This window comes from Pseudomonas sp. VE 267-6A (genome assembly GCF_024126555.1).
Taxonomy (GTDB): domain Bacteria; phylum Pseudomonadota; class Gammaproteobacteria; order Pseudomonadales; family Pseudomonadaceae; genus Aquipseudomonas; species Aquipseudomonas palmensis.
Genome location: NZ_JAMYBY010000021.1, coordinates 1 through 21,600 on the forward strand (window position 1 = coordinate 1; position 21,600 = coordinate 21,600).

At 63.1% G+C, this 21,600-nt stretch carries 18 protein-coding genes; 4 read left to right on the forward strand and 14 right to left on the reverse strand.

What is annotated here, in order from left to right:
* Positions 1-70: 70 nt before the first annotated feature.
* A complete protein-coding gene (locus NJH59_RS21640) occupies positions 71-679 on the reverse strand; it encodes a TetR/AcrR family transcriptional regulator (RefSeq protein ID WP_043862341.1) in 609 nt (202 codons plus the stop codon).
* A gap of 155 nt (positions 680-834) precedes the next feature.
* On the opposite strand from NJH59_RS21640, the gene NJH59_RS21645 reads away from it, so the two are divergent.
* A complete protein-coding gene (locus tag NJH59_RS21645) occupies positions 835-1,743 on the forward strand; it encodes a DUF808 domain-containing protein (RefSeq protein WP_088515616.1) in 909 nt (302 codons plus the stop codon).
* A 35-nt stretch (positions 1,744-1,778) separates the two neighbouring features.
* On the opposite strand, the gene NJH59_RS21650 is transcribed toward NJH59_RS21645, so the two are convergent.
* From NJH59_RS21650 to puuE, 8 genes are all read right to left on the reverse strand, one after another.
* Positions 1,779-3,722: an LTA synthase family protein gene (locus NJH59_RS21650; RefSeq protein WP_253087298.1), complete on the reverse strand. Its 1,944-nt coding sequence runs from the start codon at positions 3,720-3,722 to the stop codon at positions 1,779-1,781.
* A gap of 420 nt (positions 3,723-4,142) precedes the next feature.
* The gene (locus NJH59_RS21655; protein ID WP_088515618.1) at positions 4,143-4,928 is read right to left on the reverse strand and encodes an outer membrane protein OmpK; all 786 of its coding nucleotides are present in this window, start codon (positions 4,926-4,928) and stop codon (positions 4,143-4,145) included.
* A gap of 353 nt (positions 4,929-5,281) precedes the next feature.
* Complete coding sequence (locus NJH59_RS21660) at positions 5,282-6,067, reverse strand: outer membrane protein OmpK (RefSeq protein ID WP_054915599.1); 786 nt, start codon at positions 6,065-6,067, stop codon at positions 5,282-5,284.
* A 136-nt stretch (positions 6,068-6,203) separates the two neighbouring features.
* Positions 6,204-7,559, reverse strand: coding sequence for a nucleobase:cation symporter-2 family protein (locus tag NJH59_RS21665; protein WP_043862346.1), 1,356 nt, complete (start codon positions 7,557-7,559; stop codon positions 6,204-6,206).
* 117 nt (positions 7,560-7,676) lie between these two features.
* Positions 7,677-9,002: a urate hydroxylase PuuD gene (locus NJH59_RS21670; protein ID WP_043862347.1), complete on the reverse strand. Its 1,326-nt coding sequence runs from the start codon at positions 9,000-9,002 to the stop codon at positions 7,677-7,679.
* A gap of 47 nt (positions 9,003-9,049) precedes the next feature.
* Positions 9,050-9,553 carry an ureidoglycolate lyase gene (locus NJH59_RS21675; RefSeq protein WP_043862348.1) on the reverse strand — a complete coding sequence of 168 codons (504 nt, stop codon included), beginning with the start codon at positions 9,551-9,553 and terminating at the stop codon, positions 9,050-9,052.
* A gap of 75 nt (positions 9,554-9,628) precedes the next feature.
* Positions 9,629-10,144, reverse strand: coding sequence for a 2-oxo-4-hydroxy-4-carboxy-5-ureidoimidazoline decarboxylase (gene uraD, locus NJH59_RS21680; protein ID WP_043862349.1), 516 nt, complete (start codon positions 10,142-10,144; stop codon positions 9,629-9,631).
* Complete coding sequence (puuE, locus tag NJH59_RS21685) at positions 10,141-11,070, reverse strand: allantoinase PuuE (protein WP_043862350.1); 930 nt, start codon at positions 11,068-11,070, stop codon at positions 10,141-10,143. The genes uraD and puuE overlap by 4 nt, the downstream gene beginning before the upstream one ends.
* 383 nt (positions 11,071-11,453) lie before the next feature.
* Here puuE and uraH point away from each other — a divergent pair, with 383 nt between their 5' ends.
* On the forward strand, positions 11,454-11,807 hold the full coding sequence (uraH, locus tag NJH59_RS21690; RefSeq protein WP_043862351.1) for a hydroxyisourate hydrolase: 354 nt from the start codon (positions 11,454-11,456) through the stop codon (positions 11,805-11,807).
* Between the two features lie 162 nt (positions 11,808-11,969).
* Here the strand turns inward: uraH and NJH59_RS21695 are convergent, their stop codons facing one another.
* On the reverse strand, positions 11,970-13,289 hold the full coding sequence (locus NJH59_RS21695; RefSeq protein WP_213085891.1) for an NCS2 family permease: 1,320 nt from the start codon (positions 13,287-13,289) through the stop codon (positions 11,970-11,972).
* A 383-nt stretch (positions 13,290-13,672) separates the two neighbouring features.
* Here NJH59_RS21695 and NJH59_RS21700 point away from each other — a divergent pair, with 383 nt between their 5' ends.
* Together NJH59_RS21700 and aqpZ are read left to right on the forward strand one after the other, a co-directional pair.
* Positions 13,673-14,440, forward strand: a complete 768-nt coding sequence (locus NJH59_RS21700; RefSeq protein ID WP_054915597.1) for a GntR family transcriptional regulator — start codon at positions 13,673-13,675, stop codon at positions 14,438-14,440.
* A gap of 204 nt (positions 14,441-14,644) precedes the next feature.
* Positions 14,645-15,343, forward strand: coding sequence for an aquaporin Z (gene aqpZ, locus NJH59_RS21705; protein WP_043862354.1), 699 nt, complete (start codon positions 14,645-14,647; stop codon positions 15,341-15,343).
* On the opposite strand, the gene guaD is transcribed toward aqpZ, so the two are convergent.
* The 4 genes from guaD to xdhA all read right to left on the reverse strand — a co-directional run bounded on the left by guaD (position 15,340) and on the right by xdhA (position 21,450).
* Positions 15,340-16,644 (reverse strand): guanine deaminase, encoded by a 1,305-nt coding sequence (guaD, locus tag NJH59_RS21710; RefSeq protein WP_058542039.1) that lies wholly within the window; start codon positions 16,642-16,644, stop codon positions 15,340-15,342. The two genes, aqpZ and guaD, sit on opposite strands and share 4 nt — an antisense overlap.
* Positions 16,645-16,654: 10 nt before the next feature.
* Positions 16,655-17,500, reverse strand: coding sequence for a xanthine dehydrogenase accessory protein XdhC (gene xdhC / locus NJH59_RS21715; protein ID WP_043862356.1), 846 nt, complete (start codon positions 17,498-17,500; stop codon positions 16,655-16,657).
* 103 nt (positions 17,501-17,603) lie between these two features.
* On the reverse strand, positions 17,604-20,003 hold the full coding sequence (xdhB, locus tag NJH59_RS21720) for a xanthine dehydrogenase molybdopterin binding subunit (RefSeq protein WP_043862357.1): 2,400 nt from the start codon (positions 20,001-20,003) through the stop codon (positions 17,604-17,606).
* Complete coding sequence (xdhA, locus tag NJH59_RS21725) at positions 19,996-21,450, reverse strand: xanthine dehydrogenase small subunit (protein ID WP_253087299.1); 1,455 nt, start codon at positions 21,448-21,450, stop codon at positions 19,996-19,998. The genes xdhB and xdhA overlap by 8 nt, the downstream gene beginning before the upstream one ends.
* Positions 21,451-21,600: the final 150 nt, after the last annotated feature.

Below are 21,600 nucleotides of genomic sequence, written 5' to 3' on the forward strand. Positions count from 1 at the left end.
CCGCTCCCACAAAGATCACTGGTGTTTTTGTGGGAGCGGGCTTGACCCGCGATGCAGTCGCCGCTATCTGTCAGGCGTCCGGCGCACAGCCCTTGAGCACCAGCCGGATGATGGTCTGCGCCGCCGCCTCGTAGTCGCTGTCCTCGAGCTTGGCCTTGCCGGTGACCACCGAGATCTGCCAGTCGAAATCGGCATAGGTCTGGGTTGCGGCCCAGATGCTGAACATCAGGTGGTGCGGGTCGACCGGGGCGATCAGGCCGCGCTCGATCCAGCCCTGGATGCATTCGATGTTGTGCCGTGCCTGCACGTTGAGCTGCTCGACCTGGCTGGCGCTAAGGTGCGGCGCGCCGTGCATGATCTCGCTGGCGAACACCTTGGACGCGAAGGGCAGGTCGCGGGAGATGCGCACCTTGGAGCGGATGTAGGCACTGAGCACCTCTTGCGGCTCACCGTCGGCATTGAACGGGGTGGAGGCCTGCATGATCGGCTCGATGATGCTTTCGAGCACCTCGCGGTAGAGGTTTTCCTTGGATTTGAAGTAGTAGTAGACGTTGGGCTTGGGCAGGCCGGCCTTGGCCGCGATGTCGCTGGTCTTGGTGGCTGCGAAGCCCTTGTCGGCGAACTCCTCGCTGGCGGCCCGCAGGATCAGTTCTTTGTTGCGCTCGCGAATGGTGCTCATGGTGGCGCTGTTCCTTGTATCTGGCCGCGTGCGGCAACAGGCCTGGGCAGGCGGTTGCGCATGGTAGCACCGCGTTCGCGAAGCGCTCAAGGTCGCCCCTTTTGCCCATCGACAGGCTAAGCTTGGCGCCATCTCACCTCAATGGAACATGAATCATGGCTGCAAGCAGTTTGCTGGTACTGATCGACGATATCGCCACGGTACTCGACGATGTCTCGGTCATGACCAAGGTCGCGGCCAAGAAGACCGCCGGCGTACTGGGTGATGATCTGGCCCTCAATGCCCAGCAGGTCACGGGTGTGCGCGCCGAGCGGGAACTGCCGGTGGTGTGGGCGGTGGCCAAGGGCTCGTTCCTGAACAAGCTGATCCTGGTGCCGGCTGCGTTGCTGATCAGCGCATTCATCCCGTGGGCGGTAACCCCGCTGCTGATGCTCGGCGGCGCCTACCTGTGCTTCGAGGGGTTCGAAAAGCTCGCGCACAGGTTTCTGCACAGCGCCGAGGAGGCCAAGGCCGGGCATGCGGCATTGACCGAAGCAGTGGCCAACCCGGCGGTCGACCTGGTGACGTTCGAGAAAGACAAGATCAAGGGCGCGGTGCGTACCGACTTCATTCTCTCGGCCGAGATCATCGCCATCACGCTGGGCACCGTGGCCGATGCGCCCCTGCCCCAGCAGATCATCGTGCTGTCGGGCATCGCGATCGTGATGACGATCGGCGTGTACGGGCTGGTGGCGGGGATCGTCAAGCTGGATGACCTGGGCCTGTGGCTGACGCAAAAGGCCTCGCGTGCAGCCAAGGCCATCGGCAACGGCATTTTGAGTGCGGCGCCCTACATGATGAAAAGCCTGTCGGTGATCGGCACCGCGGCGATGTTCCTGGTAGGTGGCGGGATTCTGGTGCATGGCATCGCGCCGCTGCATCATGCCATCGAGGCCTTCGGCGAAGGGCGTGGCGGGGCGCTGACGACGGCCTTGCTCAATGCCGGCGTGGGGATCGTGGCGGGGGCGGCCGTGCTGGCGCTGGTCACGCTTGGCAGCAAGCTCTGGCGTTCGATCAAGGGCTGAACACGGCGGCCGCTCGCAGACCGCCGTGTCGGGGTTCATTTCACGGCGGCCGCCACCTGCGTCTGCGGGGCCCATTCCAGAAGGTGCTGGGTGAAGCCGTAGCTGGCGCTCTGGTAGTAGGCAATGGCCCGCTTGATCAACGGGTTGTCGATATCGACCTGACGCTCCTGGCTTGCGCCCAGGGCCTGCTCGTGAACCCGCAGGCCGCCTCGTGGGCTGAGGATGGCCAGGTCCTGGCCATCGAACAGACCAAGATGCTGGTAGTTGCCGATTACCACCCGTGGCGCAAGCGGGTCTTCGCGCAACAGGTCGCGGCCAAAGAAGGTCGAGGTGTAGCTCATGTTCAGCAACCCGAGCACGGTGGGGGCCAGGTCGATCTGACTGGCCAGCTTGCCTTCCTCGCGAGGTTCGATCCATTTGGGCGCATGGATGAACAGCGGGATCTGATAGTTCTGTACCGGCAGGTCCTCCTTGCCTGCACTGCCGGCGGTATGGTCGGCGACGAAGATGAACAGCGTGTTGTCGAACCAGGGCTTGCCGCGTGCCTGGTCCAGGAAGCGCCCGATAGCGTAATCGGTGTACTTGACGGCGCCTTCGCGGCCATTGCCCGAGGGGATGTCGATGCGCCCGTTCGGGTAGGTATAGGGGCGGTGGTTGGAGGTGGTCATCAGTTGCAGGAAGAACGGCACCTGGTTGGCGTGGTCGGCATCGGCCAGTTGCAGGGCCTGGGCATAGAGGTCTTCATCGGACATGCCCCAGGCGTTCTTGAAGCTGATGTCGCTTTCCTTGACGCTGCTCTGGTCCACCACCCGGTAGCCGTTGCCGCTGAAGAAGGCATTCATGTTGTCGAAGTAGCCGCGCCCGCCATACACGAACACGCTGTCGTAGCCCACCTCGGCCAACTGCTGGCCCAGGCTGGCAAAGCCGCTTTCACGGCCGATGCGCTTGACGATAGAGCGCCCTGGTGTGGGCGGCATGGACAGGGTAATGGCCTCCAGACCCCGATCGGTACGCGTGCCGGTGGCGTAGAAGTTGTTGAAGTACAGGCTCTGCTTGCGTAGCGCATCCAGGTTCGGGGTGAGGTTGCGGTTGTCGCCGTTGCTGCCCAGGTACTTGGCGCTCAGGCTTTCGATGGTCACCAGCACGATGTTGGGTGTACGCCGTTGGCCGCTGGCGACGATCGTGCGGCGGATGTCCTGCGCCTCCTTGCCGATGAACCGCGCATCGGCTTCGTTCAGTTCTGCATGCATCTGCGCGCCGGCTTCGGCTTGGGGCAAGGTGCCGTAGAACTGCGGGTAATCCAGTTCGTTGTTGCGAAAGGCGGCAAAGAACTGGTACGGGCCGTTGCTTGCCAGTTCGCGTTGGTAGGCATTGCCGTCCTGGCCACGGGGATGCTCCTGGTCGATGAACTGTGTGCCCAGGCCGGCCAGCACGAACAGCACGATCAGACTCAGGGCGCGCAGGCGAAAGGCCGGCAGCGGCGCATTCAGCGCGGCATTGAAGGTCTTGCGCAGCAACAGGCACAGGGCCACGGTAACCACCCCCAGCACACTCAGCAGCAGCGCGATGGGGTAGGACTCGAGGATGTTGTTCAAGACCTCGTCGGAGTACACCAGGTAGTCCACGGCAATGAAGTTGAAGCGCACGCCGAACTCGTCCCAGAACAGCCATTCGGCCACGGCAGTAAACAGCATCACGAAGATGCTCAGGCCAAGTATCAGTTGCAGCACGATGCGATTGACCCGCGAGTGCCACAGGCGCGGCGGGCAGAGCAGCAGGTAGATGGCCAGGGGTAGGGCTGCATACAGCAGAAAGCCCAGATCGTAGGCCAGCCCTACGGCAAAAACCGACAGATACGCATGGCCTGCTTCGTCCAGGTGCGTGAGCAACAGCGTAAGCCGGGTCAGTGTGAAGATTGCCAGCCAAACACCGGTCAGTAGCAGCAGATAGCGCAATGGCGCCGAGCGTGGAACACGCATGGGTCAATTCCTTTTTGTCATTGAATGCCATAACCCTGGCAAGTAGCGTAAGGACCGGCTATGCGTTGCACAGAGGGGCAGGGAAGGCCCTCAGGCTATCAACGCAAAAGAGAAAAATATGTTGCCCGGTTGTCGCGCCCGCGTGAAACAACACGCAGCTGTATTCATATAGTCGGGTTATGGAAGTTGGGCGAGCGAAAACTTCGAGTCTGCGGTGCGATGTATTCGCGCTGACACCGAACGGGGCGCTGAATCGTTGCGCAGTTGCCTGATGGCAGGCATGTTTCACCTGCGGGCGCGGGGTAACGAGAGGGTGTTTGAGGTTCGGGTTTTATTGCAGAAACCCTGTTTTGTTCTGGCGTGCTGACAGTTGCACGTTGGCTGAGCGTGATTCACTGGAGTCACGCTCAGCCGGTGGTATCAGAAGTGCACTTTCACCAGCAGGCTCGCGGTGTTCTGGTCGGTATCGAAGGCGTCGCTGTCCTTGATGCCGTACTTGTCTTTCCAGTAGTCGTATTCGAAACCGACGTACAGCTGTTTTTCGCCCAGGTTCAGGGCCTTGCCCAGGTCATACTTGATCTGCGGGTTGAAGTGCAGGTTGGAATGATAGGTGCCGCGACGCCGGGTTTCGTCGTTGTCCACCACCCAGTCCATGTAGCCGTCGATCAGGATGTCCGACTTGCCCACGGGAATGGTGTACGACCACACCGGGGTGATCTGCCATACGTTGTCACCGGCGCGGCTGCCCTCGGTGTGGCGCTGGTAGAAGTTGAGCTGGAAGTAGTCGAAGCCGGGGATGGCCAGGTCGAAGCCTGGGCCGATCAGGTACGACTCGTTGTCTCCCTCGCCAAACTCGTAGGTCATGGCCAGCAGCACATCCTTGACCGGGCCGAACTCCAGTTTCTGGTCGAAGATCTTGCCGAACGACAGGCGCGGGGTGAACTCGCCGTAGTAGGTGTTCGGGCCGACGTTGCCGTCCTTCTTGCCGTTGTAGAAGATCTTGTCGATGAACAGGAAGTTGTCGCCGTACTTCCAGGCATCGGCGTGCTCGAAAGTGAAGGTCTGCTGGATCTGCGGGTTGACCGCAAAGTCCTTGCCGTAGAGGTAGGTCAGGCTGTTGTTCTGCCACTGCAGCAGGTCACCGGCGGTGGCGGTACTTGCCGCCAGCAGGCCGCCTGCAAGCATCAGGCTGTTGGTAATGCGCATTGCGTGCTCCCTTGATTGATTCGGCACTCTGTGTCGGCGCCGTTCTGGTTCAACGTGTTGTCTTTTTGGTCAGCTTTTTTCGATCGGCCACAGCGCGTTCGCAAGAGCTGAGCCAACCTTGGCGGGTTGGCGCAACGGGCCTGCTCGACGTCTTTCTGAACAGTTGAACAAGGGGTGTGAGGCTGGCAATACGCTTACCAACCGCCCGAATTCATTGACTGAGCGGTCAGTAAACGCAGGTAGGAGGGGTCCTACCCTGAGCGAGGGGGCGCGCAGATTACTGGCTTGCGCGCCGTCCCTCAAGTGCTCCGTTATGGAGCGTGCGCGACAAAAACTGTGCGTTCGATCAGGTTTTAGAAGTGAACCTTGATCAGAGCACTGGTCACGCTCTGGTTGGTCTTGAGGCGATCGCTGTCCTCGATGCCGTATTTGTCCTTCCAGTAGCTGTATTCGATACCCACGTACAGCTGCTTGGCGCCGATGTTCAGCGCCTTGCCCAGGTCGTACTTGACCTGCGGGTTGAAGTGCAGGTTGGCGTGGTAGGTGCCGCGACGGCTTTCGTCGTTGTCCACCACCCAGTCCATGTAGCCATCGATCAGCAGGTCGGACCTGCCCATGGGGATGGTGTAGGAGAACGCCGGGGTGATCTGCCACACGCGATCACCCGGGCGGCTGCCTTCGGTGTTGCGCTGGTAGAAGTTGAGGGTGAAGTAGTTGAAGCCGGGGATGGCCAGGTCGAAGCCCGGGCCGATCAGGTAGGCCTCTGTGTCGCCTTCACCGGTTTCGTAGGTCATGGCCAGCAGCACGTCCTTGATCGGGCCGAACTCCAGCTTCTGGTCGAAGATCTTGCCGAACGACAGGCGCGGGCTGATCTCGCTGTAGTAGGTGTTCTTGCCCTTGTTACGGTCTTGGCCGCCGTTGTAGAAGATCTTGTCGACGAACAGGAAGTTGTCGCCGTACTTCCATTTGTTGGCGTGCTCGAAAGTCACCGTCTGCTGGATCCGCGGGTTGACCTGAAAGTCCTTGCCGTACAGATACGTCAGGCTGTTGGTGTGCCAGAGCAGCAGGTCCTCCGCTACCGCAGGAAGCGTGGCCAGCAAGCTGCTGCCCAGCAAGAGGGAAGAGGTGATGCGTTTCATGTGGTTATTCCCGGCTATTGTTATTGTTGGATTGCGGTTTTTTCGGCGCAAACGCGCCCCGAGCGGCCCACTCCCAGGGGCCGACGGTACTGCGTGGTGCTCGGGTTGAGCGGGGCGGCAGGCGCCGCCCCGTGTATCAGTGCTGGTGCACGGCGTCGTTGTGCGCGGCGCGTTCGGCGCCGCCCAATACGTTGAACAGCAGGTTCAGTACCAGGGCACTGACGGTGGCCATGGCGATGCCGCTGTGGGTGATCGGCTCCATCCACTGCGGCATCTGCGCGAAGAACTCCGGACGTACCACCGGGATCAGCCCCATGCCGACGCTGACGGCCACCAGCAACTGGTTGCGCCGGTCGCCGATGTCGGCCTCCTGCAGGATCTTGATGCCGGTGGCCGCGACCATGCCGAACATGGCGATGGAGGCGCCGCCCAGCACCGCCGGCGGGATCGAGGCAATCAGGAATGCCGCCTTGGGCAGCAGGCTGAGCACGATCAGGAACAGCCCGGCCACCACGGTCACGTAGCGGCAGCGCACGCCGGTCATCTGGACCAGGCCGATGTTCTGTGCGAACGAGGAGTGGGTGAAGGTGTTGAAAAAGCCTGCCACGAACGAGGCGCCGGCGTCCCAGAACAGGCCGCGACGCAGCATGCCCGGGGTCACTTCACGCTCGGTGACCTTGCCCAGCGCCAGGAACATGCCGGTGGACTCGACGAAGATGATCACCACCACCAGGCACATCGACAGGATCGGCGCCAGGCTGAAGGTGGGCATGCCGAAGTGCAGCGGGGTGACCACCTGTACCCAGGGGGCCTGGGCCAGGCCGCTGAGGTCGACCATGCCGATGGCGCCGGCAATGATGTAGCCCAGGCCCATGCCGATCAGTACCGACACGTTCACCCAGAAGCCACGCATGAAGCGATTGATCAGCAGGATGGTGGTCAGCACCAGGCCGGCCACGGCCAGGTAGATCGGCGAGCCGAACGGCGCGGCCGCCGCGCCGCCGCCGGCCCAGTTGACGGCGACCGGGAACAGCGACAGGCCGATGGAGGTAATCACCGTGCCGGTGACCAGTGGGGGGAAAAACCTCACCACCTTGGACATGAACGGGGCGATCAGCATGCCGAAGAAGCCGGCGGCGATGGTCGCGCCGAAAATCCCCTGCAGGCCCACGCCGGGCATGCCGGCCATGGCCACCATGCTGCCGACGGCGGCGAAGCTGGCGCCCATCATCACCGGCATGCGGATGCCCAGTGCGCCAATGCCGAGCGACTGGACCACGGTGGCGACACCGGCGACCAGCAGATCGGCATTGATCAGGAATGCGATTTCTTCACGAGAGAGCCCGGCGGCCTGCCCGATGATCAGCGGCACCGCAATGGCACCTCCGTACATCAGCAGAACATGTTGCAAACCCACCAGGATCAGTTGCAGCAGGGGCAGTGGCTGTCGTGGCGGCGCAACGGGGATGTACGCCTTGCGTGACTCGGACATGCAGCACCTCAGGTTTTGTTTTTATTCTGGGTAGCTGCAGGCTCAGGCGCCCTGCTTGCGAAGAAGCAGGAGGCCGCGCCTGGCTTGCAGCTTGTAGCTTGCCGCTTGAAGCTTGTATCAGTTGGTTGGAGCACCCTTGGCGATCCATGCACCAATCAGTTCACGTTCCTGCTGGGTCATCTGGGTGATGTTGCCCAGGGGCATGATCTGGCTGGCGACGGCCTGTGCCTGGATGCGTGGGGCCAGTTGCTGGATCTGTTGCGGGGTATCGAGCATCACGCCGGCCGGGGCGGCACTGAACAGTGGGCTGGTCGGCTTGGCCGAATGGCACACGGTGCAGCGTTCCTGGATGACGCTGTGGATCTTGTCGAAGTTGCCGCTGTCCGCCGCAGCGGTGGCAGTGGCGGGCGCTTCGGCCGGGGTGGCGGCAGGTGCCGGGTTGGCGGCCTGTTCGGCGGCTTTCTCGGCAGCGGTCTTGCCACCCAGTGCGGTTTCCGGCAGCGGCTGGTACTGGACCTTGGCAGCGGCCTGCTCAGGGGCGGTCGGCATCGGCTTGGGGCCGGTGACGTAGGCCAGGCAGATCATCGCCAGGGCGCCGACGGGCAGGGTCCAGGCGTACTTGGCGCTGTCGTGGCGGGTGTTGAAGTAGTGACGCACCAGCACCGCTGCAATCGCGATCCCGGCCAGGATCAGCCAGTTGTACTGGCTGCCGTAGGTGCTCGGGAAGTGGTTGCTGATCATGATGAACAGCACCGGCAGGGTGAAGTAGTTGTTGTGGCGCGAACGCAGCAGGCCCTTGGCCGGCAGGGTCGGGTCGGGGGTTTCGTTCTTCTCGATGGCGGCGACCAGTGCACGCTGGGCCGGCATGATGATGCGGAACACGTTGCCGACCATGATGGTGCCGATGATCGCGCCGGTGTGCAGGTACGCACCACGGCCGCTGAACACCTGGCTGAAGCCGTAGCAGGCCGCAATGATCAGCACGAACAGCACCAGGCCGAGCAGGCCGGGGCGCTTGCCCAGGGGCGAGTCGCACAGCACGTCGTAGATGAACCAGCCGGCGATCAGCGAACCGACGCCGATGGCGATGCCTTCACCACCGCTCAGGGTGCTGCCGGGGGCCAGCAGGTAGACGCTGGGGTTCCAGTAGAACACCAGGCACAGCAGGGCAATACCCGACATCCAGGTGAAGTAGGCTTCCCATTTGAACCAGTGCAGGTTCTCCGGCATTTTCGGCGGGGCAAGCTTGTACTTTTCCAGGTGGTAGATACCGCCACCGTGAATCGCCCAGAGGTCGCCCGACAGACCGTCGCGCGGGTTGGCCCGGTTGAGGTTGTTCTCCAGCCATACGAAATAGAACGACGCGCCGATCCAGGCCACGCCAGTGATCATGTGAACCCAGCGCACGCTCAGGTTCAGCCATTCCAACAGATGTGCTTCCACAGTCTTTACCTCTTGCCGGTCACCGCAGGCCAGTGACCGACCTTCTCTTATTGGTGGGGTGCGAGGATCAGTTGCTCATCCTCATTGAAGAAATGTTCGTCGCAGTTGTTGCCGGAACCGCTGCGATCAACCACCAGGAAGTCATCCCGCTTTTCGATCGTCAGCACCGGGTGGTGCCAGACGCCGCGATGGTAATTGATGCCCTGCCTGCCATTACTGACAAAGGCGCGGACAAGACCCGATACAGGTACATCGCCAACGGGCGCGACCACGATCAGAAAGGGATTGCCGAGCAGCGGGATGAAGGCCTGGCTGCCCAGCGGATGGCGCTCCAGCATGCGCACGGTCAGCGGCATGTCCTGCGCGTCGGCGCGGAAGATGCTGATGATGGCGGAGTCCTCGGGCTGGGCGGTTTCTACCGTGGCCAGCTTGTGGAAGCGCATGGTCGAACCGTTGTTGATCATGAAGTGGTCGCTGCCGTCGGTTTCGATCACGTCACCGAAAGGGGCGAAGGCTTCTTTGGTCAGGGGCTCAATCACTAAAGTGCGCATGCGGGTGTTCTCTAATTATGTGTTGTCGGGGCTTTGGCGATTGCCGGCAGGCCAGTGCCTGCCAAGGCGCGCCGGTTACAGCTGCTGCAGGCGGAACAGGGCGATCAGGTTGATCTGCGCCAGGGCTTCCTTGAACTCGGCCTCGACCGAGTTGTGGATGCGTTTCTCGAACGAGGCGAGGATCTGGTGCCGGTTGCTGCCTTTTACCGCCATGATGAACGGGAACTGGAACCTGGCCTTGTAGGCGTCGTTGAGTTCGGTGAAACGGGCGAACTCTTCGGCGGTGCACTGGTGGATGCCGGCGCCAGCCTGTTCGTTGGTGCTCGATTCGGTCAGTTCGCCCTGGACGGCGGCTTTGCCGGCCAGGTCCGGGTGAGCATTGATCAGGGCCAGCTGGCTGGCGTGATCGGCGCTGAGCAGGATGTCGCTCATGCGCTGGTGCAGGGCTTCGATCTGGTCCAGCTCGTGCAGTTGGCCCAGGTCGTAGGCTTTTTCGGCGACCCACGGCGAGTGCTCGTAGATGTCGGCGAAGGCGGCGACGAACGCGGCACGGTCCAGGGTCGAAGGCTTGAGGGTCTTGAAGTCGGTCATTTGGCGCTCTCGGCTTGGAAAGGGTGGGTGGCATGCCAGTGGCGGGCGATGTCCACGCGCCGGGCGAACCACACCTGCTCATGGCTCTTGGCGTACTCCACGAAGCGCTTGAGCGCGGCGATGCGTGCCGGGCGGCCGATCAGGCGGCAGTGCAGGCCGATCGAGAGCATCTTCGGCGCCTCGGCACCTTCGGCGTAGAGCACGTCGAAGGCGTCCTTGAGGTACTGGAAGAACTGCTCGCCACAATTGAAGCCCTGCACCTGGGTGAAGCGCATGTCGTTGGTGTCCAGGGTGTAGGGGATCACCAGGTGCGGCTTGCCGGTGGGGTTGTTGGGTTCCCAGTAGGGCAGGTCGTCGTCGTAGGTGTCGCTGTCGTAGAGGAAGCCGCCTTCCTCCATCACCAGCCGGCGGGTGTTGGGCCCGGTACGGCCGGTGTACCAGCCCAGCGGGCGCTCGCCGGTGAGGTCGGTGAGAATGCGGATGGCCTCGAGCATGTGCTCGCGCTCCTGGTTCTCGTCCATGTACTGGTAGTCGATCCAGCGGTAGCCGTGGCTGCAGATCTCATGGCCGGCGGCGACCATGGCGCGGATCACGTCGGGGTGGCGCTGGGCGGCCATGGCCACGGCAAACACGGTGAGCGGCACGCCGGTGTCTTCGAACAGCTTGAGCAGGCGCCACACACCGGCGCGGCTGCCATACTCGTAAAGCGATTCCATGCTCATGTTGCGGGCGCCCTGCAGGGGCTGCGCCGAGACCATCTCGGAAAGGAAGGCTTCGGATTCCTTGTCCCCGTGAAGAATGTTGCGTTCGCCACCTTCTTCATAGTTGAGCACGAAAGACAAAGCGATGCGGGCATTCCCCGGCCAGCGCGGATGGGGTGGGTTGTTGCCGTAACCGATCAGGTCGCGAGGATAATCAGCGCTCACTGCAGCCTTCCTTCTTGTACGTGAAAACGGGGGTGTGGTGTCTGAGTCAGGTCATCGGCCACAACGATGGAGTGATTGTATACAACTTTATTGACGATTTGTAAGCCTGTTTTTTCGCATTTCTTCCGCCATTCGCCCTTGAAAAAGGTTGCAAGAAACCTGCCTGATTGGTCAGTAAATGACGATAGCGTCCGCCAGGCGCGCGGCTTTGCGACTGATGGCGTATTTACAGGACACGCTCGGCAGGCTAACAAAATCGTCGAATTTATTGTGTACAATTTTGGCTGAAAATGTCTTAATAATCCGACAGCCGCACGCTGCCCTGCTTCATCCCGGTGCCGTGCGGGTATTTTTTGCCCATAGATTGAAACGAGGCGCACGCAATGGGACGTTTGACCACGCATGTACTGGATGCCGCACATGGCTGCCCTGGCAGCTCGATCAAGGTCGAGCTGTACCGGGTCGAAGGCCAGCAGCTTGAGCTGGTGAACACGGCGCTGACCAACAGCGATGGCCGTTGCGATGCGCCACTGCTGCAGGGTGAGGATTACCGCAGCGGTGTGTACCAGCTGCAGTTCAGTGCCGGTGACTATTATCGTGCCCGTGGTGTGCAGTTGCCGGAGCCGGCGTTCCTGGATGTGGTGGTGCTGCGTTTCGGCATCAGCGCCGAGCAGGATCACTACCACGTGCCGTTGCTGATCTCGCCGTACAGTTACTCGACCTATCGCGGAAGCTAGTTGGTCGCTAGATGAATCTTCGTAGGTCCTTGCCCGCTCTCACTGGCGGGCTTTTTTTTGCCTCGGTTTCGAGGGCGTGCCTGCAGGGCTGTTCGCTGGCAGAGCGGCACAGGCAACAAAAAGCCCCGCCCGAAGGCGAGGCTCCTTGAACCGACGCAGTGCTTACAGGAACACGAACTTGGCCACAAAGATCGCACACAGCACCCACAGGCTCGCCGAGATCTCCCTGTAGCGCCCGGTGCCGGCCTTGAGCACCACATAGGTGATGAAGCCCAGCGCAATGCCGTCCGCCACCGAGAATGTCAGCGGCATCATGATCGCCGTGACGATCGCCGGAATGCTGTCGGTGGCTTCATCCCAGTTGATGTGCGCCATGCTGCCCATCATCAGCATCGCCACATAGATCAGTGCGCCGGCGGTGGCATACGCCGGGATCATGCCCGCCAGCGGCGCAAAGAACATCGCCGCGACGAACAGCAGGCCGACCACCACGGCCGTGAGCCCCGTGCGCCCGCCGGCCGCCACACCTGCAGCACTTTCCACGTAGCTGGTTACCGGCGGCACACCCACCACGGCACCGAACACGCTCGATGCACTGTCGGCCTTGAGCGCCCGCGACAGGTTTTCGATGCGCCCCTCGGCGTTCACCAGGTTGGCGCGCTGGGCCACGCCCATCAGCGTGCCGGCGGTGTCGAACATGTGCACGAACAGAAACGCCAGTACCACGCTGATCATGCTGACGTTGAACACGCCCGCTACGTCCATGGCCATCCAGGTGGGCGCCAGGCTCGGCGGCAGCGAGAACACGCCGCCATATTCCACCAGGCCCAGGGCCCAGCCGGCCAGTGTCACGGCGATAATGCTGATCAGGATCGCGCCGAACACCCGGCGATAGCTGAGCACGGCAATCATCAGGAAGCACGCCGCCGCCAGCAGCGGGCCAGGCTCGTGCAGCGAGCCGAGCTTGATCAGGGTGGCTGGGCTGGCGACGATGATGCCGGCCGTCTTCAGCCCGATCACCCCGAGAAACAGCCCCACACCCGCGCCCATGGCGTGGCGCAGGCTCAGCGGGATGCTGTTGAGCAGCCATTCGCGCACCCGCGACAGCGTCAGCAGCATGAACAGCACACCCGATACGAACACCGCACCCAGCGCGGCCTCCCAGGTGTAGCCCATGGTGCCGACCACCGTGTAGGTGAAAAAGGCATTCAGCCCCATGCCGGGTGCCAGGCCCACCGGCCAGTTGGCATACAGGCCCATCAGCAGGCAGCCGAGTGCCGCCGCGATGCAGGTGGCCACGAACGCGGCACCGTGGTCGATGCCGGCGTCGGCCATGATGTTGGGGTTGACGAAAATGATGTAGGCCATGGTGATGAAGGTGGTTACACCCGCGATCAGTTCGGTCCTGACAGTGGTGCCGTGCAGCTTGAGTTTGAAAATCCGCTCCAGCCAGCTCGTTTCGAGCGGTGGGGCAAGATCCAGCGTAGGGGCTTGGGGTTTGCGGCTTTCCACAGCGTGTACTCCTCACGTCTTTTCTTGTTGTTCAGAGCTTGTCCTGCGCGTTGACTGGGGGCTCTGCGAGGGGGAGGGCATGGCGACCGGACCTGTTGTTGACCTGCGGGTCAGGAAGTTGCACGGCTGGATTATGCGTTTGTATACAAATAATGCAAATAATGTTTTTGTCGGTGTGTGCAGGTAAATTGTCGCCACGGCTATAACGTGATGGCACTCTGCAGAAATCGCCAAGCCTGTGTACAATGCGTCAATACCATGAACGTCTAATTTTCTATCCAGGACTTGCCATCGCCCTACTGGCTGGTATTACAGTCAGGGTCCGATAGGTGGATCTCCGTGCTCGAGCGCCCATGAACGAACAGCTGCAACCCCTCAAGAAACCCACGCGCACCGGCAAGGCCGGTCGTAGCGGCACCCAGGACGATATCGTTTACGCGCACATATTCGAGGCAATCCTCGAACAACGCCTGGCGCCGGGTACCAAGTTGAGTGAGGAAGCCCTGGGCGAGATCTTCGGCGTCAGCCGCACCATCATCCGGCGTGCGCTGTCGCGCCTGGCCCACGAAAGCGTGGTGCTGCTGCGCCCCAATCGCGGTGCGGTAGTGGCCAGCCCGACCGTCGAAGAGGCGCGCCAGGTGTTCTTTTCGCGGCGCATGGTCGAGCGTGCCATCACCGAACTTGCAGTTGAGCACGCCACCGCCGAGCAGTTGAACGAACTGCGCCAGATGGTGCGCGAGGAGCGCGACAGCTTCTCGCGCGGCGATCGGGGTGCCGGCATTCGCCTGTCTGGCGAGTTTCACCTCAAGCTGGCGGAAGCGGCGGGAAATGCACCGCTGATCAGCTTCCAGCGCAGCCTGGTATCGCAGACCTCGCTGATCATTGCCCAGTACGAAAGCGGCAACCGCTCGCACTGCTCGTATGACGAGCACATGCAACTGATCGACGCCATCGAGGCGCGTGATGCGGCCCAGGCGGTGAGCCTGATGATGCACCACATGGACCACATCGACAGCAAGCTCAACCTCGACGAGGAGAGTGCGTCGGATGACCTGCACGCGGTGTTCTCGCACCTGCTGCAAACCAAGAAGCGCGGCAGCTCGGTGCCGGCAAAGGGCTGATACTGCGTCGCCTGCAATCGCGGGTCGAGCCCGCTCCCACAGGATTGTCTCGGTCCTTGTGGGAGCGGGCTTGACCCGCGATGCTTTCAGGGCTGCTGGCACTTGAGCCAACCTCTGCTAGATTTCTATCTGTTGCACTCCCGCAAACCTTCATCAAGCAGTTGGGCTTGCGCTTCAGGCGTACCACTTCTTGAGGACAGACTGATGTCGATGCCCATGAGCAAACGCATGGGAGCTGAATTGATAGGGACGTTCTGGTTGGTGTTGGGGGGTTGTGGCAGCGCGGTACTGGCTGCGTCTTTTCCGATCGGCATTGGCCTGGTCGGTGTCTCCATGGCCTTCGGGCTGACTGTGCTGACCATGGCATTCGCCATCGGTCATATCTCCGGTTGTCACCTCAACCCTGCGGTATCGCTGGGCCTGGTCGTGGGCGGGCGGTTTCCGCTCAAGGACCTGGTGCCGTACGTGATCGCCCAGGTGGTGGGCGCCATCCTGGCTGCCGGCGTGATCTACCTCATCGCCAGCGGCAAGGTCGGCTTCGAGTTGTCGAACGGGCTTGCCTCGAACGGCTATGGCGAGCATTCGCCGGGGCAGTACTCGCTGGGGGCAGGTTTTGTCAGCGAGGTGGTGATGACCGCGATGTTCATTCTGATCATCATGGGCGCCACCGATTCGCGGGCGCCGGCCGGCTTTGCGCCGATCGCCATCGGGCTGGCGCTGACGCTGATCCACCTGGTGTCGATACCGGTTACCAACACATCGGTGAATCCGGCACGCAGCACCGGGCCGGCGCTGTTCGTCGGTGGCTGGGCGCTGCATCAGCTGTGGCTGTTCTGGGTGGCGCCGCTGATCGGGGCGGTGATCGGCGGCGCGTTGTACCGCGGCCTGTTTCGAACGCCTTAGCGCTGGTGCACGCTGCGCCCGGCGGCAAAGGTTTCGCGAATGGTACGGTCGTCGCCCAGGGTGGTCAGCACGAACAGGGTCTCCTCGATGCTGCCGGACTGCTGGAGACGGTAGTCCAGCAGCGGGGTGGCCTTGTAATCGAGCACGATGAAGTCGGCGTCGCTACCCGGTTGCAGGGTGCCGATGCGTTCCTCCAGGTTCAAAGCCCGCGCACCGCCCAGGGTGGCCAGGTACAGCGACTTGAACGGGCTCAGGCGCGCGCCCTGCAACTGCATGACCTTGTAGGCTTCGTTCAGGGTGTACAGCAGCGAGAAGCTGGTGCCGGCGCCCACGTCGGTGCCCAGGCCGACCTTGACCTTGTGCTGCTCGGCCTGGGGCAGGTTGAACAGGCCGCTGCCCAGGAACAGGTTGGAGGTCGGGCAGAACGCCACGGCCGAACCGGTCTCGGCCAGGCGCTGGCATTCGGCATCGCACAGGTGAACGGCGTGGGCGAACACCGAGCGCTCGCCCAGCAGTTCGAAATGGTCGTACACATCCAGGTAGCCACTGCGCTCGGGGAACAGCGCCTTGACCCACTCGATCTCCTTGAGGTTTTCGCTCAGGTGGGTGTGCAGGTACAGGTCCGGGAACTCCTTGAGCAACTGGCCGGCCAGGGCCAGCTGTTGCGGGGTGCTGGTGGGCGCAAAGCGCGGGGTCACCGCATAGTGCAGGCGGCCCTTGCCGTGCCAGCGCTGGATCAGCGCCTTGCTGTCGGCGTAGCCCGACTCGGCGGTGTCGGTCAGGTAGTCGGGGGCGTTGCGGTCCATCATCACCTTGCCGGCGATCAGGCGCAGGTCCAGGCGCTCGGCTTCCTCGAACAGGGCGTTGACCGAGGCAGGGTGCACGCTGCCGAACACCAGCGCCGAGGTGGTGCCGTTGCGCAGCAGCTCCTTGAGGAACAGCTTGGCCACCTTGTCGGCGTGAGCCTTGTCTTCGAACTGGCGCTCGCACGGGAAGGTGTAGGTGTTCAGCCAGTCCAGCAACTGCTCGCCGTAGGAGCCGATCATGCCGGTCTGCGGGAAGTGGATATGGGTATCGATGAACCCCGGGGTGATCAAGGCGTCCTGGTAGTGCACCACTTCGATGTCGGCGTCCAGGCCTGGCAGCAGTTCGCTGGCGTGGCCGATGGCGCTGATCTTGCCCTGGTCGATGACCAGCAGGCCGTCTTCGAAATATTCATACGATGCTTCGACGCCCACCTCGGCAGGGTCGGCGAGGCTGTGCAGCAGGGCGGCACGGTAGGCTTTGCGGGTTGCGCTCATGTGGCTCTCGTCAAATGGCTTGGCTGCGCCGTGACGGCGGCAGCAGTTTGGCAATGGGTTGGGTGGTGGCCGAGCCGGTATGCTGGCCGAAGTTCGCGTTGTAGGTGGCGATGATTTCGGCGGCGATGGACACGGCGATCTCGATCGGCAGCTTGCCCTTGACCTCGGCCAGGCCCATCGGGCAGCGCATGCGTGCCAGGCTGTCGGCGGCAAAGCCGCGCTCGCGCAGGCGGTGCTCGAACTTCACGCGCTTGGTCCTGGAGCCGATCAGGCCGAACCAGGTGAAATCGTTGCGCTTGAGGATCGCGGCGGTCAGTTCCAGGTCCAGTTGATGATTGTGGGTCATGACGATGCAATAGCTGCCGGCGGGCAGTTCATCGACCTCGTCGACCGGTTCCTCGCTGACGACCTTGCTCACCCCCGTGGGGATGATGTCGGGGAATTCCTGCTCGCGCGAATCGATCCAGCGTACCCGGCAGGGCAGCGCGGCGAGCAAGGGTACCAGAGCGCGGCCGACATGGCCTGCGCCGAATACCGCGATCTGCGCCTGCACGCCGCCCATGGGCTCGAACAGCAGCACGGTGGCGCCGCCGCAGCACTGGCCAAGGCTGGCGCCGAGGCTGAAGCGCTCCAGGTGGGTGGTTTCGCGGCCTTCGGCAAGCATCTGCCGGGCGATGTGCATGGCCTTGTATTCCAAGTGCCCGCCGCCGATGGTGTCGAACAGCTGGGTCGCGCTGACGACCATCTTCGAGCCGGCATTGCGTGGGGTGGAGCCCAGCTCTTCGATGATGGTCACCAGCACGCAGGGTTCGCCCCGGGTGTGCAGGTCGGACAGGGCGTTGATCCAGGTGTGCATAGTCGGTTGCCTCTTCAGTGCCTGATCGGGCCTCTTCGCCGGCAAGGCCGGCTCCTACAGCAATCGCGCCCTGTAGGAGCCGGCCTTGCCGGCGAAGGGCGCACTACGGTGTAACGGTTTCCACCTCGGCAGCCGCCTGCCGGCCCGCCACCACCTTGCGCATCTGCTCGCAGCCCCACAGCACCCGCTCGGGGGTGGCCGGGGCATCGATCTGCGGTTGCTCGCGATAATCCGCCAGGCTGGCCACTGCATCCTTGATCGCGCACCACGGCGCGATCCCCAGCATGAACGGCGGCTCGCCCACCGCCTTGGAATGGAACACCGTGTCCTCGGGGTTCTTGCGGTTCTCCACCAGCTTCACCCGCAGGTCCACCGGCATGTCCGCCACCGCCGGGATCTTGTAGCTGGCCGGGCCGCTGGTCATCAGCTTGCCCTTGGCGTTCCACACCAGTTCCTCGGTGGTCAGCCACCCCATGCCCTGGATGAACCCGCCCTCCACCTGGCCAATGTCGATGGCCGGGTTCAGCGAGGCGCCCACGTCATGCAGGATGTCGGTGCGCAGCATCTTGTACTCGCCGGTCAGGGTGTCGACGATCACCTCGGCGCACGCCGCGCCGAAGGCGAAGTAGTAGAACGGGCGCCCGCGCGCCTGGCTGCGGTCGTAGTAGATCTTCGGGGTCTTGTAGAAGCCGGTGCTCGACAGCGACACCTGGGCAAAGTAGGCCTGCTGCACCAGGCTCTCGAAGGTGAGGATTTCATCGCGCACGCGCACGTGCCCGTTGCGAAACTCGACGTCTTCTTCACTGACCTTGTACTGACGCGCGGCAAATGCCACCAGGCGCTGCTTGAGGATTTCGGCCGCGTTCTGCGCCGCCTTGCCGTTCAGGTCGGCGCCGCTGGAGGCCGCCGTGGGCGAGGTGTTGGGCACCTTGTCGGTGTTGGTGGCGGTGATCTGTATGCGGCTGAAGTCCACCTGGAACACTTCGGCCACCACCTGGGCCACCTTGGTGTTCAGGCCCTGGCCCATCTCGGTGCCGCCGTGGTTGAGGTGGATGCTGCCATCGGTGTAGATGTGCACCAGCGCACCGGCCTGGTTGAGAAAGCTGGCGGTGAACGAGATGCCGAACTTCACCGGGGTCAGCGCCAGGCCCTTTTTCAGCACCGGGCTGTTGGCGTTGAAGCGGCGGATCGACTCGCGGCGCTGCTGGTAGTCGCTACTGGCTTCGAGCTCGGCGGTGATCTCCTCGAGCATGTTGTGCTCGACCGTCTGGTAGTAGTGGGTGACGTTGCGCTCGGTCTTGCCGTAGTAGTTGGCCTTGCGTACCGCCAGCGGGTCCAGTGCCAGGTGGCGGGCGATGCGGTCCATCACCTCTTCGATGGCAACCATGCCCTGCGGGCCGCCAAAGCCGCGGTAGGCGGTATTGGAGGCGGTGTTGGTCTTGCAGCGGTGGCCGTTGATGGTGGCGTCGCCCAGGTAATAGGCGTTGTCGGAGTGGAACATCGCACGGTCGACGATCGAGGCCGACAGGTCCGGCGAGCAGCCGCAGTTGCCGGCCAGTTCCAGGTTGATGCCATGCAGGCGGCCGCTGTCATCGAACCCCACGTCGTATTCGATATAGAAGGGGTGGCGCTTGCCGGTCATCAGCATGTCCTCGACCCGTGGCAGGCGCATCTTGGTCGGCTGCCCGGTCAGGCGCGCGATCACCGCGCACAGGCAGGCGGGGCTGGCGGCCTGGGTTTCCTTGCCGCCGAAGCCGCCGCCCATGCGGCGCATGTCCACCACGACCTTGTTCATCGGCACGTCCAGCACTTCGGCCACCAGCTTCTGCACTTCGGTGGGGTTCTGCGTGGAGCAGTACACGATCATGCCGCCATCCTCGGTGGGCATCACCGAGGAGATCTGGGTTTCGAGGTAGAAGTGCTCCTGGCCGCCGATATGCAGGGTGCCCTGTACCCGATGCGGGGCGCTGGCCAGCGCGGTGACCGAATCGCCGCGCTGGTGGGTGTGGCTGTCGAGCACGAAATGCTTCTTGCGCAGGGCCTGAACCACATCCAGCACCGGCTCCAGGTCTTCGTATTCGATGATCGCGGCCATCGCTGCGCGGCGGGCGGTGTCCAGGTCGCAGGCGGCCACGGCCAGCACCGGCTGGCCGACGAACTCGACGGTGTCGATGGCCAGCAGCGGGTCGCCCGGCAGCAGCGGGCCGATGTCCTTCAGGCCCGGGATGTCTTCGTGGGTGATGGCGATGCGCACGCCCTCGATGGCGTAGCACGGGCGGGTGTCGATGCTCAGTACCCGTGCATGGGCGCGGTCCGACAAGCGAGCGTACACATGCAACTGGTTGGGGAATTCGAGGCGATCATCGATATACACCGCCTCGCCGGACACATGCTTGTCGGCGCTGTCGTGCTTGATGCTGCGCCCGACGCCACTGGTCAGGCCCTGGGCGAACAGCTCGGCCAGTTCGGCCTGGCTCCTGGCCACGTGAGGATGGTTAGACATAGGCGGTCACCCGGGTTTCGATGTGCGGCGTGTGCAGTTCGATGAAGTACTTGCGCAGCAGGTTCTGCGCGCCGAGCAGGCGGTATTCCTTGCTGGCCCTGAAGTCCGACAGCGGGGTGAAGTCTTCGCCCAGCGCCTGGCAGGCGCGCTCGATACCGGCCTGGTTGAACGGCTTGCCGAGCAGGGCGGCTTCACAGGCGCGGGCGCGCTTGGGGATGGCGGCCATGCCGCCGAAGGCGATACGGGCCTCGGCCACCACGCCGTTGTCGATGCGCAGGTTGAAGGCGGCGCACACCGCCGAAATGTCGTCGTCCAGTCGCTTGGACACCTTGTAGGCCCGGAACGCCCAGGCCAGGTTGGCCCGCGGCACGATGATCTTCTCGATGAACTCGCTTTCCTGGCGTGCGGTGATGCGGTAGTCGATGAAATAGTCTTCCAGCGCCAGGGTGCGTGTGTCCTGACCCCGGCGCAGCACGATCTGCGCACCCAGGGCGATCAGCAGGGGCGGCGAATCGCCGATCGGCGAGGCGTTGCCGATGTTGCCGCCCAGGGTGCCCTGATTGCGGATCTGCAGCGAAGCGAAGCGGTGCAGCAGTTCGCCGAAGTCGGGGTATTCACGGCTCAGCGCGTCATAGCAGTCGGTGAGCGGTGTGGCGGCGCCGATTTCCAGGCGATCGTCAAAGGCCTCGACCCGCTTCATCTCGGCGACGTTGCCCACGTAGATCATCACCGGCAGGGTCTTGTGGAACTGCGTGACCTCCAGCGCCAGGTCGGTGCCGCCGGCCAGCAGGCGGGCTTCGGGGTGCGAGCCGTACAGCTCGGCCAGGTCGGCCACGGTCAGCGGCACCAGGCAGCGCTTGTCGCCGCTGTTGAGTTCGCCGGTTTCCTTGGGCGCAATCGCCTGGAGCCGGGCGATGGTCTGTGCCTGGGCGCTGTCGAACTGGTCGGGGGCGGCCTGGCAGCAGGCCTGCTCGGCGGCTGCCAGGATCGGCCGGTAGCCGGTGCAGCGGCACAGGTTGCCGGCCAGGGCCTCCTGGGCGCGGTGCAGGTCGGGGGCGTCGCTGTTCTTCTGCAGGGCGAACAGCGACATCACGAAGCCCGGGGTACAGAAGCCGCATTGCGAGCCATGGCAGTCGACCATGGCCTGCTGCACGCTGTGCAGCTTGCCCTGGTGCTTGAGCCCTTCGACGCTGATCAGCTGCTTGCCATGCAGCGACGAGACGAACGTCAGGCATGAATTGAGGCTGCGATAACACAGGTGCTGCCGGCCGTGTTCATCTGCAGCCAGTTCACCGACCACGACGGTGCAGGCGCCGCAATCGCCGCTCGCGCAGCCTTCCTTGGTACCGGGTTTGCCCAGGTGCTCGCGCAGGTACTCGAGCACCGTCAGGTTGGGGTCCAGGGCATGCTCACTGCGCAGCTCCTGGTTGAGTAGAAACTGGATCACGGAAGGCCTCACAAGCGAATTATTGTTGTTGAGTGGACGGGGTCGACTGTAGGCAGACTTGACTTGCCGGTCAACTGCTTTCTGACTTCAAGGTCAGCTTTTTGTGCGTGCTGATCCTGTCATCCTCGATAGCCTCTGTATTCAGCATAG

What these genes read in the sequence shown, in the direction of transcription:
- NJH59_RS21640 (WP_043862341.1), bottom strand. Translation starts at nt 679, where the DNA reads ATGAGCACCATTCGCGAGCGCAACAAAGAACTGATCCTGCGGGCCGCC.
- NJH59_RS21645 (WP_088515616.1), top strand. Translation starts at nt 835, where the DNA reads ATGGCTGCAAGCAGTTTGCTGGTACTGATCGACGATATCGCCACGGTA.
- NJH59_RS21650 (WP_253087298.1), bottom strand. Translation starts at nt 3,722, where the DNA reads ATGCGTGTTCCACGCTCGGCGCCATTGCGCTATCTGCTGCTACTGACC.
- NJH59_RS21655 (WP_088515618.1), bottom strand. Translation starts at nt 4,928, where the DNA reads ATGCGCATTACCAACAGCCTGATGCTTGCAGGCGGCCTGCTGGCGGCA.
- NJH59_RS21660 (WP_054915599.1), bottom strand. Translation starts at nt 6,067, where the DNA reads ATGAAACGCATCACCTCTTCCCTCTTGCTGGGCAGCAGCTTGCTGGCC.
- NJH59_RS21665 (WP_043862346.1), bottom strand. Translation starts at nt 7,559, where the DNA reads ATGTCCGAGTCACGCAAGGCGTACATCCCCGTTGCGCCGCCACGACAG.
- NJH59_RS21675 (WP_043862348.1), bottom strand. Translation starts at nt 9,553, where the DNA reads ATGCGCACTTTAGTGATTGAGCCCCTGACCAAAGAAGCCTTCGCCCCT.
- uraD (WP_043862349.1), bottom strand. Translation starts at nt 10,144, where the DNA reads ATGACCGACTTCAAGACCCTCAAGCCTTCGACCCTGGACCGTGCCGCG.
- uraH (WP_043862351.1), top strand. Translation starts at nt 11,454, where the DNA reads ATGGGACGTTTGACCACGCATGTACTGGATGCCGCACATGGCTGCCCT.
- NJH59_RS21700 (WP_054915597.1), top strand. Translation starts at nt 13,673, where the DNA reads ATGAACGAACAGCTGCAACCCCTCAAGAAACCCACGCGCACCGGCAAG.
- aqpZ (WP_043862354.1), top strand. Translation starts at nt 14,645, where the DNA reads ATGTCGATGCCCATGAGCAAACGCATGGGAGCTGAATTGATAGGGACG.
- guaD (WP_058542039.1), bottom strand. Translation starts at nt 16,644, where the DNA reads ATGAGCGCAACCCGCAAAGCCTACCGTGCCGCCCTGCTGCACAGCCTC.
- xdhC (WP_043862356.1), bottom strand. Translation starts at nt 17,500, where the DNA reads ATGCACACCTGGATCAACGCCCTGTCCGACCTGCACACCCGGGGCGAA.
- xdhB (WP_043862357.1), bottom strand. Translation starts at nt 20,003, where the DNA reads ATGTCTAACCATCCTCACGTGGCCAGGAGCCAGGCCGAACTGGCCGAG.